Source organism: Streptomyces sp. NPDC002926 (assembly GCF_053591755.1).
On record NZ_JBSFUK010000002.1, the window covers coordinates 486,515 to 502,378 of the forward strand.

General features: G+C 68.6%; 15 protein-coding genes. 12 read left to right on the plus strand and 3 right to left on the minus strand.

The features are described 5' to 3' along the window. Positions 1-98 precede the first annotated feature (98 nt). The 3 genes from ACWDZ6_RS05540 to ACWDZ6_RS05550 all read right to left on the minus strand — a co-directional run bounded on the left by ACWDZ6_RS05540 (position 99) and on the right by ACWDZ6_RS05550 (position 3,350). Positions 99-1,205 carry a PP2C family protein-serine/threonine phosphatase gene (locus tag ACWDZ6_RS05540; protein ID WP_451501780.1) on the minus strand — a complete coding sequence of 369 codons (1,107 nt, stop codon included), beginning with the start codon at positions 1,203-1,205 and terminating at the stop codon, positions 99-101. An 814-nt stretch (positions 1,206-2,019) separates the two neighbouring features. Then, entirely contained in the window at positions 2,020-2,553 is a 534-nt protein-coding gene (locus tag ACWDZ6_RS05545; RefSeq protein ID WP_451501781.1) for an N-acetyltransferase family protein, read from the minus strand. A gap of 23 nt (positions 2,554-2,576) precedes the next feature. Further along, entirely contained in the window at positions 2,577-3,350 is a 774-nt protein-coding gene (locus ACWDZ6_RS05550) for a GntR family transcriptional regulator (protein WP_451501782.1), read from the minus strand. Positions 3,351-3,515: 165 nt separating this feature from the next. Here ACWDZ6_RS05550 and ACWDZ6_RS05555 point away from each other — a divergent pair, with 165 nt between their 5' ends. The 12 genes from ACWDZ6_RS05555 to ACWDZ6_RS05610 all read left to right on the plus strand — a co-directional run bounded on the left by ACWDZ6_RS05555 (position 3,516) and on the right by ACWDZ6_RS05610 (position 15,758). Beyond that, a complete protein-coding gene (locus tag ACWDZ6_RS05555) occupies positions 3,516-3,860 on the plus strand; it encodes an SCO3933 family regulatory protein (protein WP_451501783.1) in 345 nt (114 codons plus the stop codon). A 5-nt stretch (positions 3,861-3,865) separates the two neighbouring features. Continuing rightward, complete coding sequence (locus ACWDZ6_RS05560) at positions 3,866-5,236, plus strand: FtsK/SpoIIIE domain-containing protein (RefSeq protein WP_451501784.1); 1,371 nt, start codon at positions 3,866-3,868, stop codon at positions 5,234-5,236. A gap of 77 nt (positions 5,237-5,313) precedes the next feature. Continuing rightward, on the plus strand, positions 5,314-5,499 hold the full coding sequence (locus ACWDZ6_RS05565; protein WP_451501785.1) for a hypothetical protein: 186 nt from the start codon (positions 5,314-5,316) through the stop codon (positions 5,497-5,499). Between the two features lie 82 nt (positions 5,500-5,581). Next, complete coding sequence (locus tag ACWDZ6_RS05570) at positions 5,582-6,268, plus strand: DUF2637 domain-containing protein (RefSeq protein WP_451501786.1); 687 nt, start codon at positions 5,582-5,584, stop codon at positions 6,266-6,268. Next, a complete protein-coding gene (locus tag ACWDZ6_RS05575) occupies positions 6,265-6,459 on the plus strand; it encodes a hypothetical protein (RefSeq protein ID WP_451501787.1) in 195 nt (64 codons plus the stop codon). The genes ACWDZ6_RS05570 and ACWDZ6_RS05575 overlap by 4 nt, the downstream gene beginning before the upstream one ends. A 24-nt stretch (positions 6,460-6,483) precedes the next feature. After that, positions 6,484-6,771 carry a hypothetical protein gene (locus ACWDZ6_RS05580; RefSeq protein ID WP_451501788.1) on the plus strand — a complete coding sequence of 96 codons (288 nt, stop codon included), beginning with the start codon at positions 6,484-6,486 and terminating at the stop codon, positions 6,769-6,771. A 93-nt stretch (positions 6,772-6,864) separates the two neighbouring features. Then, complete coding sequence (locus tag ACWDZ6_RS05585) at positions 6,865-7,101, plus strand: hypothetical protein (protein WP_451501789.1); 237 nt, start codon at positions 6,865-6,867, stop codon at positions 7,099-7,101. Next, complete coding sequence (locus ACWDZ6_RS05590; RefSeq protein ID WP_451501790.1) at positions 7,098-8,609, plus strand: DNA cytosine methyltransferase; 1,512 nt, start codon at positions 7,098-7,100, stop codon at positions 8,607-8,609. Before ACWDZ6_RS05585 ends, ACWDZ6_RS05590 begins: the two co-directional genes overlap by 4 nt. Continuing rightward, positions 8,609-9,037, plus strand: coding sequence for an ASCH domain-containing protein (locus ACWDZ6_RS05595; RefSeq protein ID WP_451501791.1), 429 nt, complete (start codon positions 8,609-8,611; stop codon positions 9,035-9,037). Before ACWDZ6_RS05590 ends, ACWDZ6_RS05595 begins: the two co-directional genes overlap by 1 nt. Next, complete coding sequence (gene repSA / locus ACWDZ6_RS05600) at positions 9,030-10,394, plus strand: replication initiator protein RepSA (protein WP_451501792.1); 1,365 nt, start codon at positions 9,030-9,032, stop codon at positions 10,392-10,394. The genes ACWDZ6_RS05595 and repSA overlap by 8 nt, the downstream gene beginning before the upstream one ends. A 136-nt stretch (positions 10,395-10,530) precedes the next feature. Beyond that, positions 10,531-11,952: a recombinase family protein gene (locus ACWDZ6_RS05605; RefSeq protein WP_451501793.1), complete on the plus strand. Its 1,422-nt coding sequence runs from the start codon at positions 10,531-10,533 to the stop codon at positions 11,950-11,952. 290 nt (positions 11,953-12,242) lie between these two features. Continuing rightward, entirely contained in the window at positions 12,243-15,758 is a 3,516-nt protein-coding gene (locus tag ACWDZ6_RS05610; protein ID WP_451501794.1) for a hypothetical protein, read from the plus strand. The last annotated feature ends 106 nt before the right edge of the window (positions 15,759-15,864 follow it).

Below are 15,864 nucleotides of genomic sequence, written 5' to 3' on the forward strand. Positions count from 1 at the left end.
CGGCGACCGAAGCCGCAGAACGGGGGAACGTGGAGTAGGAGGGAGCCAAGGTTTCCGGCAAACGGGGCTGGCTCCGCGCACTGGCTTGCCTACACGGTTCAGGGGCTTTTGGTAATCGCGATCATGGCTGCGTCATCGCCCAGATTTCCGCCGGCATAGCGGAGCAAGTCGTGGTGGAGGTGCCGTACGAGGGAATCTGGGTCGGTCGCGTTGCAGGAGGCGACGCGGTCGACCAGAGGGTAGAAGGTGCCGCTGTGGTCCCGGGTTTCGATGACACCGTCGGTGTAGAGCAACAGCAGCTCGCCGGGCTCGAACGTGAACGTCTCCACCTTGTAGTCGCTCGCCGACGGGGCGGTGAGGCCCAAGGGGAGTGCGGGCTCGTCAGCTTCCAGAGACCGGACCTTGCCGTCCCGTAGCAGGAGAGGCGGGGGATGCCCGCAGTTCACCACGCTGATGAAGGGGCCGTCGTCGTTGATGTCCAGTACCAGCGCGGTCGCGAACGACTCCTCGGCGTCCGGATTACCGTCGGCGAGGTGAGTCTTGGTCCAGTACGCGGCGTTTCCCAGGTGTGCTGCGATGCCGGGCAGAGAAAGCTTCCGATAGGCGGAGCCCCGGAAGGCCCCGAGGATCGACGCGGCTTCATCGATGGCAGGCAGGCCCCTGCCGCGGACGTCGCCAATGACCAGGCGGGTCGCGCCGGGGGTGGGCACCGCCGCGTACAGGTCGCCGCCGATCTGGGCCTCGGCCTCGGCTGCGATGTACATGGATGCGATCCGCAACCGCCCGATCCGGCTGGGCAGCGGCCGCACCAGAACCCGCTGTGCCATGGCGGCCACGGCACGTACCTCTTCCAGCTTCCGCTCACGCCGATCGCGCACGTAGCAGAAGGTCATCACCAATACGGAGATCACGAACAGAGCGGCGATCTGAGCCAGGTGGTTCGCTGTCATCAGACCGCCATGCAGCTGACCTATGAGGGCCTGGGCCCCCACAGCGAGAGCTCCGATGGCACCGGTGACACTTGGCCCGGCGAAAGAAGCGGTGATCGCGGGCGCCGCGACCAGGAACGGGCCAAGGTGGACGGTCGTCGGGATGTTGATGTCGATCACCGTGACCGCCGCGATGATCGCGAGCGGAATGGCGATCAGCCCGGAGCTCGGCTGCCAGGATCTGCCGAGGGGGGAAAGAACATGCCGGACGCGCATATCTCCTGCTTACACCCGTGCCGCTCGCCGTGCCCCCCGGCGGCGATCGCTCGGTGAGGCTCATTGGTAGATGCCCTACTCACGGCGCGACCAGCTAGGTGTCGGTCGCCTGGACGGGCCGACCGAAACACGCTCTGAACCCAGGTCGGGCAGCGAGCGCAGCAGCCTTGACACGTGAGGGCGGTGTAGCGGGTTTGGCCGGTGTCCTGCCCGGTTTGGGGTCGTGCATGATCAGGGGGCCGTACGCTTGCCGGCTACTCGGGCAGGTTTCACCCCTGCCCGCAATGTGTCCGAGTGGCCCCCTGGTCCTGCTCGACGCGGGTCCCGGATCGGGGAGTGTGGGTAAAGCCGTGGAGCCGTCCGTCCCCACCCCCGGCCTGGTTCTTTTCGCCCCCTTGTGGGCGCGGGCGGGCGACGACGTGCGGCCCCGGTGGCGTAGACATGGAGGGGCAAGCGCGTCGGCGTCCGGCCGGCGCCGCCGCACTCCGTGCGGCACCTCTGACCTCGTGTCAGACAGCATCGCTGTTCAGGAGGCCGGGAAAGCAGACGCCCCAAGCGTCAACTGTGGTGTTCTCCGAGCTTTCCGCCGCTTCCGAATGTGCCGGTGCCCTGGCGTCTTTGAAGCCTTCTGGGGCCACTCAGGCTCATGGCGAGCGTGGGATGGAGCCGGGCTCGTGGTGGCTGGGCTGCGGTGGCGGCTGGGGTGCAGTGATCCGGGTCGCTGCCCGAACCCCGGTCGGGCAGCGAGCGAAGCGAGCACTTGATGATGTAGGGAAAGTTTGTCCGCGCTGCCTCTGATTGCTCGCGCTGCTGGTCAGTCGGTGGGTGCGACGAAGCAGAGAGCGGATGTCTGTTGGCCTTCGCCGTAGGTGTGAATGGTGCTTCCGATGATCTGGCAGCCGAGCCGCTCGTAGAGGCGGATCGCCGCAGCGTCCTTGGTCATGACATCGCCGACGAGAGCGAGGTTGCGGCTTCGGGCGTACGAGGCGGCTTCCCTGGCGAGACCTTCACCGACAGCCTTCCCTCGCGCCTGTGGCAATACGAAGAGCCTTGCAAGGACGCCGACTTGATCCTCTGATACCTGCGCTTGCTTCAGGTAGAGCGAGACGGCTTCTTCGCCCTGCGGCTGGCTGACCGCGACATGGCCTACGACCTGTCCCGCCATCTCGGCTACCCACGCTTCGAGCAGCCCCGGCGGACTCAGCCATCCCTGGGGGTCCTCCACACCCTCTACGGGGTAACCGTCGGCGGCATGGACTGTTACGAGCCCGGCGGCAGCGGCTGGGAGATCCTCGTCAGTGCGAGTCCGGATGATCACGTTCGGCTCGGTTGTTGCGTCAGCATTCACGGTGAACTCCTAGCTCTGACTTCTCATTCGACCGGGACGTTGTAACTGAGTCCGTTCATGTCGGCACGCATCACGAACCTGGTCACCTCGTAGGGTTCGCCGTCCTGGTCGATGCTGGTGTGCATCACCTCGATGACGGGCACGCCGGGAGACAGGTTTAGGTATCCGACTTCGTCCGGTGTGGGCATGCGTGCCGTGATCTCATCGCTGATACGGGCCATCGCGTGGCCCTTGTCTTCGAAGACTCCGTGAATTCCGTACTGGTGAGGGACCTCCGCTTGAAGGAGGCCCGTTCCCTGCGCGATGCGCCATGGGATCCACGTCGTCACGCGATAGACGGGGTCTGTATCCGCGTAGAACACATTCTCTCGACGCACTACGGACTTGGTCTTGTCGGAGACCTTGAGCTGGTCCGCTAGGGCGTTGTCCGGCCTGATGCGCTCGATGCCAAGGACTTCGAACCTTCCGACCTTGCCCTGCTTCGCGCATTCCACAAGGAACGGCGACAGTCCTGATTCGCGGTACTTCGGTGAGTATCTATCGCTGCCCAGGCGAATGAGGGGCTGCTTCACGCGAACGAACACGCCCCGACCATGCTCAGCGACCACCAGCCCTTCTTGGGCGAGGATCTTCAGGGCTTCGTCGACTGTGTTGCGGACGGCCCCGAACCGCTCCGCAAGCTTGCGCTGGGACGGGAGCTTCGCTCCGGGCGCATGCTGCCCGCTTTCGATCTCTTTGCGGAGTTGATCCGCGATCCGTCGACTCAGCGGCCTTCGATCTTCGGCCTGGTCAGTCATCACTACCTCTCCTACTGGCTGGCGCCAGTTTACGGCCTGGCTTGAGCCAGTTCCAAGCGGGGGGTTGACGCAACTGGCTTGAGCCAGTTCTACTGGTGCAAGCCAGTTCAACTGGCGTGCGCCACTTGCCAGTTGGATCAACCCTCCGAGCAAGGAGTAAGACTCATGCGGAAGATCCCCGTGAAAACCGAGGCCATGACGGTGATGCTCATCCAGGTCCCGGAGAAGAAGGTCAGGAACCGGGAGACCGGTGAGGTCGCGATCGACAAGCAGTCCGGCAAGGTTCTGTACAACGTGAACGTGGCCGTGATCGTGGACGGTCGCCCCGACGCTGAGACCGTCGTGGTCGCCGAGGACGGCATTCAGCCGGACCTGTTCCCTGGTTCCCCGGTGGCTCTGCCCGGTCTGGTGGCCACCCCGTGGGAGAACGAATACGGGCACGGCATCAGCTACCGCGCCACTGCCGTGATGGCCGCAGAGGTTCCGGCCGCCTCCAACGGCAAGGCCTGATCGCCATGAGTGGAGGAACGCTCTTAGCGCTGGCGGTGATAGGTACCGCCCTGCTCCTGGTGGCCCGCGTCAAGGCCCCGGCCGTGTACTGGACCCTGGTCGGTCTCCCGGCCGCCCTGTACCGGGTCTTCTCCTCCTACCGCCGCACGATGGAAGCTTGTGAGCTGACCGTCACCCCTCCCTGGTGGCGGGTCTTCGCCCACAAGCTGTCCGCCGGCGACACCGTGTCCCGCCCCGGCATCCCGAAGGTGCGCGGGATACGCCCCACCACCACCGGACTCCGCCTGCGCCTGCGGCTCGCCGCGGGGCTTGCGCCGGAAGACGTGGTCAAGTCGGCCGAACGGCTGCGGCACGCCTGGGGCATCTACTCCGTCCACGTCGCCGAACTCAAACCGGGCGTGGTCGACCTGCGGCTGACCGGCTTCGACATCCTCGACCATGTGCGGATGCCCCGCCGCCTGCCCACCGGGCCGCTGTCGGTCACCGTGGCGCTGCGGGAAGACGGTCTGCCGTTCGTCCGTGACTACCGGGATATCCCGCACGGCCTCACCCTGGGCGCGAACAAGTCGGGCAAGTCGATGTACCAACGCTGCCTGATCAAGGGCCTCGCGCCGCTGGATGTCGCCATCGTGGGCATCGACTGCAAACGCGGCGTGGAACAGAGTCCGTTCGCCCCGCGCCTGACCGCACTCGCCATCACCCCTGATCAGGCCGACGGGCTGCTGGATGCCCTGGTGGCAGAGATGGAGGACCGGTTCGATCTGCTGTGCCTGCACCAGGGCATCGGCCCCGGCACCCAGTTGGAAGACATCACCTCGGACATCTGGGGCCTGCCCAAGCACCTGCGCCCGGTCCCGATCGTGGTCCTGATCGACGAGATCGCCGAACTGTTCCTCATCACCTCCAAGACGGACACAGCGCGCCGGGATCGCATGGTCACGCAGCTGGTGCGCCTTGCGCAGCTGGCCCGTGCGGTGGGGATCTATCTGGAGGTGTGCGGGCAGCGCTTCGGCTCCGAACTCGGCAAGGGTGCAACGGCCCTGCGTGCCCAGCTCACCGGCCGTGTGGTGCACCGCTGCAACGACAAGCAGACCGCCGACATGGGCCTGGGCGACATCAACGAACTCGCCGTCGTGGCCGCTACCGCCATCGCTGCCGAACGGGCCGGTACTGCCATCGCGGGTGATTCCTCGGGTGGCTGGTCCCGCATCCGCACTCCGAGGACGACGCTGGGTGAAGTCGCTGCGGTGTGCCGCGAGTTCGCGCACCTCACCCCGAACGTTCCGGCACTGGAGCCGTTCCGTCCCGAGCTCAGCATCCCCGCCGCGTGCCCGGCGCCGGCTGCCGCAACGGTGACGGTCCCCGAGTCCTGGTAGCACCCCCCTTCCCCCGGTCGGCGTGACCGCCTTCGCGCCATGTCCCTACCCCTCCCATGCCTGAAAGGAGAAGCCCCGTGCCCGCAGCCAAGCGTCCCGCCCGCCGAACGGCCAAGCCCAAGCCGACACCGTGTCCGGACTGCACCACCGGCCAGGTCTCCGAGTCCTTCAAGGTCGGCGCCCGCAGCAAGCGCGAGAGCAGCGACCGGCAGGAAGCCCTGTGTCTGACCTGCTTCGGCACCGGCCAGGCCCCGACCGACTGATCCCCGCCAGGTGCCGGGCGGCAGGACCTGTGAGCCCCGCCCGGCCCCGGCCCCCAACCCCTTGTGAAGGAGGTGAAGACCCGTGACCCGCTCGACCCGTTCCGTGCGGCCCGATGCCGTACTCGTTCAGGCCGTGATCGCCGGTGCGCTGTCCTTCGCCCACCTGCACGACATCGCCGCCGCTGCCGGACAGGACGGCTGGAAGGCCTGGGCCTACCCCATCAGCGTCGACCTGCTGCTGGTCGCTGCCTGGCGCCGTCTGCGCATCCTCCGCAGTACCGGAGGGCCGATCCGTGCCGCGTGGACCTGGTTCGCCGTCGCTCTCGTGGCCTCTCTCGGCGCGAACGTGGCGACCGCGGGACTGCTCGACCTGACCGACGTGCCCGCCTGGCTCCGGATCCTGGTGGCCGGCTGGCCCGCACTCGCGTTCCTCGGCGGCACCCTCCTCGTCCACACCCCGACGCACTCGCATTCTGAGATGCCGAAGACGGCTCCGGCTGCCGAACCAGTCCCGGACATCGCCGTGAGCCGCGAAGCACCCGCTGAGGTGCCGGTACCGGTCCCCGAGGCTGCTCCGGTTCCGGCTCTGCCGCCCGCCATCCCTGTGCCTGCCGCGCTGCTGGCGCATGCCCGCAAGGTCGCCGACGCGCACCGCACCACCACCGGCAGCCCGATCGACACCGCAACGCTGCGCACCCGCCTCGGCGTCGCCCCGCAGCTCGCGGACGCCATCGCCCACCAGATCACTGAAGGGACTGAACCCTCGTGACCGTCGAACTGCCCCTGGTCCTCGTGGTCGCCATCTTCGGCTACTTCGGAATCAAGATGCTGCGCCCACCGACGTGGCTGATCGTCGTGCTCCTCCTCGGCGGCTTCCTCCTCGCCGACACCTTCCTCGCCCCGGCCATCGAGTCCGGCACCAAGACCGGTGTCGACATCGTCAACGGCACCACCAAGTGACCTGATCCGAAAGGAAGATCCGTCATGTTCAAGCCCAAGTACCCGGCTCCGGACGTCTACACCCCGCCCACTCACGCCACGGCCCCGGCCGCCCGACAGGAGTCCGCTCCGGTCCCCCGGCCGGCCGCCGCCCCGGCGACTCACACCAGCGCGGTCCTGGACCTGGTCAAGAGCAAGCCGCTCGCCGTCGTGGCCGGTGTGCTGGTCGGCGGCGCGGTGCTCACCTCGATGTTCCTCGCCATCGCCATCACCGCGGGATCGCTCGCGCTGCTGGCCGTGGTGATCCGCTCGCTCATGAACAACCAGCGCTGACCGGCCCTCCGGGCGGCCTCGATACCGCCAAGCATCCGCCGCCCGGACGGCCCAAGCCCCTACCCGATCTCTCAACCGGAAGGAATCTCCATCATGCCTGACCGTCCCGCGCTCGCTTCCCGTATCTGCCCCGACTGCGACGGCTTCCCCATCGTCGCCATCACCACCGGCACCCGTCACGCCGACGGCTCCCGCCACGTCATCCCCGTCGTCTGCCCGGCCTGCCACGGCACCGGCCACGCCCCCCTCTGGCTCGTCACCACCAGCCGCCCCACCGTGAACCCCCACCGGCTGGCCGTGACCTTCTCCGGGCGGGAGGCAGGCCGGTGACGCGCCGATCCGCTACCTCACGGCCGACCTCCATCCATCTGTTCTGCGGTGCCGGTGGGGACTCCGACGGGTTCCGCCGCGCCGGCTTCGACGTGGTCCTCGGCGCCAACCACTGGGACCGCGCCGTCGAGACGCACGCGGCGAACTTCCCCGAGGCCGAACACCTCTGCGTGGACCTGGACCACTACGACATGCGGCGTCTGCCCAAAGCCCGTGTCCTGGTCGGTTCCCCGATCTGCACCGAGGGCAGCCCCGCCGACGGCATCAGCCGCCCCAAGCCCCCGCCCACCCCCGGCCAACTCGATCTGCTGGAAGAAGGACCGATCCAGGACGCCGCGTGGGAGCGCACCAGGGCCACCGCCTACGACATCCTGCGCGCCGCCGAGGTCCACAACTTCGACGCCGTCGTGTGTGAGAACGTCCCCCGCTTCGCTACCGCCTGGCCGCTGTTCTCCTGGTGGCTGCACGCCTGGGAGATCCTCGGCTTCCGCCACCAGATCGTGTCGGTCACCGCGGCCCACATCGGCGCGGACGACAATCCGCACGCCCCGCAGTGGCGGGACCGTATCTTCATCGTCTTCACCCGACGGGAGCTGCGGGCGCCGAACCTTGATGTCCGCCCGCCCGCCTGGTGCTCGGTCTGCGAACAGGACGTGGCGGCCGTGCAGTCCTGGCGCAACGGGCGGAAGATCGGCAAGTACCGGCAGCAGTACGACTTCGGCTACCCCAACCCCGGCTGCCGCCATCGGATCGTCGAACCGTACGTGCGCCCCGCAGCGGGTGCGATCAACTGGTCAGACCCCGGGATCCGGATCGGCGACCGGCCCACCAAGGGCATGAAGCCCCTCGCCGCCTCCACCCTGCGCAAGATCCGCCTCGGACTGGCAAAGCACCGCGTGCCGTCCGTGGTCACCGTCAACCACAGCGACCAGGGCGACGGCCGCGCCTTCCCCGCTCTCGCCGCACCCTTACCCACCCGCACCGTACGGATCGGCGACGGCATCGCCATCCCGCCCCTGCTCGTCCCCGTCGGCGGCAGCTGGAACACCGACGCCGCCGCCGTCACCGTGCCCATGCGCACCCGCACCACCCGCGAGAGCGAAGCCCTGCTGCTGCCCGCCCCGTTCATCACCGAGCACCGCGGCGGCGGCTCCACCACCCGCGGAGTCGGCGACCCGCTGGCCGCGATCACCGCCGGGGGCAACCACCACGGCCTGGTCATTCCCTACCGCAGGGGCGGACCGACCACGACCGGAACACCGCTGCACACCATCGCCACCCGCGAGTCGGCCGGCGTGGTCCTCGGCGCCGACCACGCCCCCGCCCAAATTGACGTGGAGGACTGCTACTTCCGCATGCTGTCCGCCCGCGAGCACCTTCGCGCCCAGCGCTTCACCGACGACTACACCGTCATGGGCCACGGGGGAGAGCAGACCAAGCAGGCCGGAAACGCCGTGCCCGCCAACGTCGCCCAGTGGATCGCCTCCGCCCTCCTGGAGGTGCTCTGATGCCCAGCCTCGACACCGCGCCTGTCCTGGCGCTGACGCTGTGGCAGCCCTGGGCGAGTGCGATCGCCTACGGCACCAAGCGGATCGAGAACCGCACCTGGCCGACTGATCACCGGGGCCTGGTCCTCATCCACGCCGGACGCACCGTCGACCCGAACGCCAAAGACATGCCGCTGGGCCGCCCGTTCCTGCGCCGCCCGTTCCCCCGGGGCGCGGTCGTCGCCGTCGCCCGCCTGGACGACTGCCACGAGGACGACGGCTGGTGCACCCTGTGGTCAGCTCGCGGTCGGTGGCACTGGCGACTGACCGATGTGACCCCGCTCGCCCGGCCGTTGCCCTGGCCCGGCGCCCGTGGTCTGTGGACCCCGTCGCCCGGCCTGCTGGCCTCCCCGCTCCTCGTCGATGCGCTGGGGGCTGCCCGTGCCTGACACGCTCGATCCGACCACCCTGGGCGACCTGCTCAGGGTGGCTTCGGCCCCCGACTTTGACCGCTGGCAAGACCAGATCCGCAAGACCGGCGGCTGCGCCCAACCCGTCCACCTCACCGGCTGGACCCTCACCCGCGACAAGAGCACCGGGCAGGTCCTGCACACCTACTCCACGCAGGATGAGCCCGGCGGCCGGCTGCGCATCGCCTGCGGCAACCGCCGCGCCTCCCGCTGCCAGCCCTGCGCCTACCTCTACGCGGGAGATGCGTACCGCCTCGTACGGGCGGGTCTGTCCGGCGACGACGCCATGAACATCCCGACCGCGGTACGCGAGCGCCCTCGGGTCTTCACGACGCTGACCGCTCCGTCCTTCGGCCGCGTGCACAACATCCCCGACACCGGCCGCTGCCGCTGCGGCACCCGCCACACCAACGAGGATCCCGCCCTCGGCACGGCGCTCGACCCGACCACGTACGACTACGCGGGCGCGGTCCTGTTCAACAACCACGCAGGCGAGTTGTGGCACCGGTTCATCAACCGGCTCCGCCGCGAACTCGCCGCCGCCGCAGGACTCACACAGACGGCGTTCAAGGAGACGGCACGGCTGTCGTTCAACAAGGTCGCGGAATTCCAAAAGCGCGGTGCGATCCACTTCCACGCCGTCATCCGCATCGACGGACCGAGCGGACCCGACAGCACGCCCCCGCGATGGGCCACGCTCGACCTGCTCACCAACGCGATCCGCGCAGCCAGGAAGCATCCGTACACCACAGTGACGGTGCCCGCTGCCGACGCGCAGCCCGCCCGCACCCTGTCCTGGGGCAAGAAGCTCGACGTCCAGCCCATCCAGGCCTTCAACGACGGTGACGACATCAGCGAACAGAAGGTCGCCGCCTACGTAGCCAAGTACGCCACCAAAGCAGCCGAGACCACCGGCGCACTCGACCGCCGCATCGGCGAACTCGCCGAACTCGACCAACACCACGTACCCGACCACGCCCGCCGGCTCATCCGCGCCTGCTGGAACCTCGACCCCCTCTACCCGGACCGGAAGCTGTGGGCCTGGGCTCACATGCTCGGCTTCCGCGGCCACTTCCTCACCAAGAGTCGCCACTACTCCTCCACCTTCGCCGAACGCCGACAGGTCCGTGCCGACTACCGCGCCACCGAACAACGCCAAGCCCTCGGCCTCCCCGAGCCCGACACCACGCTCGTCCTCGCCGACTGGCGCTACGCCGGCCACGGACACACCCCCGGCGAATCCGCCCTCGCCGCATCCATCGCCGAAGACATCCGCATCAACCGAGAAACCGCCCGCGAAGCACTGGCCGACATGGAGTGGAGGGGAGTGCGTTGAAGCGAGCTGGTGAGCAGAAGTCCCCCAAGCCCGTGATGACCAGAGACGAGTGGATCGCGAAGCATCTTCGCCGCGCCCCGGCGCGGGACGAAGAGTGGGTGCGCCGTCTCCTCGTTCTCCACGGTCGGGTTTAGCCGTGGCTCCCAAGGTCGCTGTCTACACACGGATCTCAAGGGATGACGAGGGTGATGGTCTGGGCGTTGCCCGCCAGCGTGAGGACTGTGAGCGCTTGGCGGAGCTGCGCGGCTGGGACATCGCCAAGGTGTACGAGGACAACGACGTATCGGCGTTCAAACGGAACGTGAGGCGACCGGAGTTCGAGTTGGTGCTCAGTGACCTTGAGGATGGGCTGATTGACGGAGTCGTCGCGTACGACCTGGACCGGCTTGCCCGTCAGCCGAGGGACCTTGAGCGTCTGATCGACCTCTATGGCGAGCGCAAGCGACGTGTGTTCGCCACGGTTACCAACGACGTAAACCTGTCCACGGCCGACGGGCGCACGATGGCACGAGTGATGGTGGCCTTCGCCAACAAGTCGTCTCATGACGCCTCGCGCCGGATTCAACGCAAGCACCTCGAATTGGCACGACAAGGCAAGTCGAGTGGTGGTCCAGCGCCGTACGGCTGGCTGAAGGGCGGAAAGCAGGTCGACCCCGAAGCCGCCCAGCACATTCGTGCGGCACAGAAACAGCTCCTGGCAGGCGTACGCATAGGAACCATTCGCTCGGACTGGCAGCGACGAGGGGTGGCGCATCCGCGCAATGGGACGACTCGACTCCCTCATCACCTCGTCGAGCACATGCTGACGAATCCGCGACTCTGCGGCTACCGCACCTACCGTGGAGAGATCCTTCTCGAAGATGACGGCCGGCCCGTCACCGGGGAATGGGAGACCATCAACACCGTCGAAGAGTGGGAAGCGGTGTGCGCCGTCGTCGCTGAGCGCAAGCGGAAAGACCCTGGTCGGTCGCTCGCCCGCAAGTATCTCCTGTCTGGCATTGCCCGCTGCGGGCTGTGTCACGCCAAGATCCGAGGGCAGGCCAACAAGCGGTGGAAGCCTGGTTCCAAGGCAAAGAGGTACAGCTACCAATGCTCGGTGGTGAACGGTGGGTGCGGGCAGGTCGCCCGTGCTGGCGAACCTGTCGACGAGCTGATCATCAGCCTGGTTCTCGCCGAGCAACGAAACACGGCGGCTGACAGCCGTGCTCAGTCGGCTGGCCAGTGGCAAGGGACCTCAGAGCTGGCCGCGGTAGAGGGTGACATTGCAGAGCTGACACAGGCGGCGAAGACGAAGAAGATCACGGTCTCGACGCTCCTTCAGCTCCTGCCTGATCTGGAGCGGCTCAGGGATGAGCTGAAGCTGGAGCGAGCACGCTTCAACAAGGAGCGGCACCAGGCCGGCTCACTCAGCGCGGATGTGGGGGAGGACTTTCACGCTCTCCCGATCGAGCGACAGCAAGTGTTGATCATGCACAGCTTGTCCGCTGTGCTCATCCATCCGGCAGGTCGGGGACAGAGGAAGTTCGACCCGAGTCTTATCGAGCCCGTATGGCGCTGACCAGGCGCGATGGATCGTCCTTGACGACAGTCATTAGGTCAACAAAGCCTGGAGTGTCCTGCCTCCCGTACGTAAGTCGGGCGAGCCCATCACGCCCTCCAAAGAGGCTCTGTAGACCCGGGCGCCCACGCGTCCCTCCGGGTAGCTGTCGGGAGTCGTCAGCACCCGTCACGCACAGTGCGGCGGCCCGCCCTGTTGGTCGGACTCCTGTGCGATCATTGCGGCATATTTGTCATGTGCCGCACCAGACCCACGCGCGGCCATGTCCTGACCGTCCCGGGGGGAACGGAATGTCACGCCATCCGCGTGCGACGAGCGCCAGACCTGCGCCGCGCACCGCACTCCTGCTCACGCTGCCCGTCTTGCTGTCCGTCCTGCTGTCCACGCTTCTTCCGGCGGGAGCAGCGTGGGCGCGGGACATCACGCCCACCGCCGCGGACGCCGCCGGAGCCGGCTGTGCCGCGCTGCCGCTCACCTCTTTCGGGGACCCGGCCGGCGCGGCCGGCAAGGCGACGGTCGTCGGCCACGGCGGCAGCGTCTGCTTCGGTTTCACCGCTGAGAAGGCCGGACTGCACCGCGTCGTGCTCGGCAAGGTCCACGCCGAGACCTACTCCCAGGTCTTCGACGGCGCCACCCAACTGAACTGCGACCACACCGACCGGAGCGACGCGGGCTGGTGCGATCTGCCCCGCGCCGGCGCCTACACCCTGAAGGTGGTCAATCAGGGGTGGCAGAACCTGATCGACACTCCTGTCGCCGTCGTGCCGCTGAACACCGCCGACCACTGTGCCCCGGAGGCCGGGACGGCATGGGACAACCCCGTCGTGAAGGGCTCCGCCCCCGGCCCGGTGGCGATCATGTGCCAGCCCTTCACCGGGAAGGCCGGTGAGCGCATCACGGTCGACCTCCGCACCGACAAGCCCTCCGGCGACAGCCAGTACTGGATCACCGACGCGTCCGGTGCCCGGATCTGCCCGCGCTCGAACAACGACAGCAGCGAAGGCTGCGTCCTGCCCGGCGACGGCCCCTACCGGGTCCTCGCCCGCATCGGCGACGTGGAGGGCGGCTTCCCCGCCGCGTACACCCTGAAGATCCGCCGCCTCTCCGACCCGGCCGGCTGCGTGCACGTCCCGCTCAACGCGTACGGCGCGGCGCCCACCACCGTGGATCCGGCCTCCGGCTGCAAGGTCTTCACCGCGCCCGCCGCCGGACGCTACGACGTGTACGGGGTCCACGACGGGAGCCGCTCCCGGCTGAAGGCGTACGACCGCACGGGCAGGACCGTCTGCGCCTCGGACGGCGTGTGCACCCTGCCCGCCGCGGGTGACTACACCGTGCTCACCGACGACGCCACCCTGATCCTCGACCGGTCCGCCACCACCGGGTGCCAGGCCGTCGAACTCGGCACCCACCAGGGCACTCTGACCAACAGCGGCGAGGTGGACTGTCTGGCCCTGCCGCTGCCCAAGGGTTCCGGTATGGCCGCGCTGAAGAGCGTGAGCGGCCAGATCCCGCGGATCGACGTCACCGTCGCCGACGCCACCGGCGCCGAGCAGTGCGACGCGACCACCCTCAACTGGGGCACCTGCGGGCTGAACGGCACCGCTCCGTTCCGTGTCCTGGTATCCGCCGCCGACCAGAAGACGCCGACCGGCTCCTACCGCCTCGCCCTGTACCGCACGGGCGCGCAGAACGACTGCCCGGTGCTCCCGGCGGGCGACTTCACCAGCGACAGCGCCCACGCACGCTTCAGCACCGGCGACGGGGTGTTCTCGCACTGCCTGACCATTCCCGCCGGTGACCACAGCGCGGTGGAGAGCCTCCAGCTCCAGGCCGCCCCGGGTACGACGGCCAGGACGTACCTCTCGGTCGTGGACAAGAACAGCGGGCAGGTCTGCCGGGGCCCCGCTCTGCAGGGCATCCGGCTCACCTGCAACCTCGTGCCGGGCGTCGCGCACACCGTCCTGGTCAATGGAAGCGACACAACCGGCACCTACACCCTGACCCGCCGGGACGTCACCTCCACCGCGAAGGGCTGCACCGCCAATCCCGCGACCCCGGTCGGCGGACCGTCCACGGGCGGCACCTTCGCCGGGGCGAACACACTGCTCTGCCGCCAGGTCACCACTGCCGACGCCAAGGACACCCTGCACCTCGACGTCCGCGACGCGCTCGGCACCGCGAGCCTCCTGGCTTACGGCGAGGACGGCAAGGTCGCCTGCAGCACCTACCCCGACAAGGCCTGCGCGGTCACCGGCTCCACCCACTACCAGGTCCTTGTCACCGTGCCGACGAGCCAGAAGGACGACGACTCCTACCACCTCGACGCCCTGCGCATCGCCACCGCCGCCGGGCCGGCCCGGGAGTGCACGGCCGTCCCCGACGTCAGCTATGGGTACGGTCCGATCACCGGCACCCTGGACGAGCAGCACACCGCCGTCTGCGCGGTACTGCCGACCGCTGTCGGCGACCGCTTCGACATGGCGATCGGTGACACCACGGGGACCACCGGCACCGCCGTGCCCGCGCTGTACGACAAGAGCCTCGACAACGGCTGCACGCTGACGGTGCCCACCGGCTACGGATGCTCGGTCGACGAACCGGACACCAGGGGTGCCTCCCCCAGCATCATGGTTCTGAGCCTGCCCAAGAAGGCCTCACACACCTCCTACCGGGCGGAACTCATCTGCTCATCCGTCATCTGCGGCACGCAGCGGGTCAGCGTCGATGGGGTGACCCCGACCACCGCCGAGAGCGGCACGAAGGCCACCGTGCGTGTGACGGGTACCGCCCTGCACAAGGACGACAAGGTGGTGCTCGGCCGGGCCGGCGGCAAGGTGGAATCGACCACCGTGTCGGTGTCGGCCAACCGCAGGACCCTTACGGCCGTGCTGGACCTGACCGGGGCCGTCCCGGGCGACTGGAACCTCGGCGTCATCACCCACAATGCGGGGGAGTACGCACTCGGCACCTTCACCGTCACCCCGCCCACGCTGACCAACACCGCGGCTCCCGCCATCGGGGGCACGGCCCAGGTCGGCGCCACCGTCACCGCGAACCCGGGCAGTTGGACGCCCACTCCGGCGTCGTACGGCTACCAGTGGCAGGCTGACGGCGAGGCGATCTCCGGGGCGACGGCGTCCACGTACACCGTGCCCGCCTCGCTGCTCGGCAAGAAGCTGACCGTCGCCGTCACCGCCCGCCTCCTCGGTGGAGGGACCGCCGTCACCTCGGCGGCCGTCACGGTCGCCAAGGGCGCCGCCCCCATGGCGACCACGGCTCCGAAGATCAGCGGCGCGGCGACGGTCGGCGCCAGGCTCGGCCTCACGCAGGGCACCTGGACTCCGGCCGCCACGTCGTACGGCTACCAGTGGAAGGCCGACGGCAAGGCGATCCCCGGGGCGACGGCGTCCACGTACACCGTGCCCGCCTCGCTGCTCGGCAAGAAGCTGACCGTCGCCGTCACCGCCCACCGCGCGGGCCATGCCGACGGCACGGCCACGACCGCCGCGGCCACGGTCGCCAAGGGCAGCGCCCCGAAGGCCACCAAGGCGCCCACGATCTCGGGCACCGCCAAGGTCGGCCGCATGCTCAAGGCCGCCCCGGGCACCTGGACGCCCACCCCGTCCTCGTACACCTACCAGTGGTACGCGGACGGCAGGGCGATCAAGGGCGCCACCGGGTCCTCGCTGAAACCGGCCGCCGCCGAGCGCGGTAAGAAGATCACGGTGAAGGTGACCGCCCGCCGCACCGGGCACAGCGACGGCACCGCCACCAGCAGGCCGACGGCGACAGTCGCTCGCTGAGCACGCCTCAGGGGGTGGGCGCCGCCGGTCATCCGGCGGGGCCCACCCCTTTCGCGTGCCGCGGCTTCGCCAACGGTGACGAACAGCCCCTACGAACAGCCCCTCA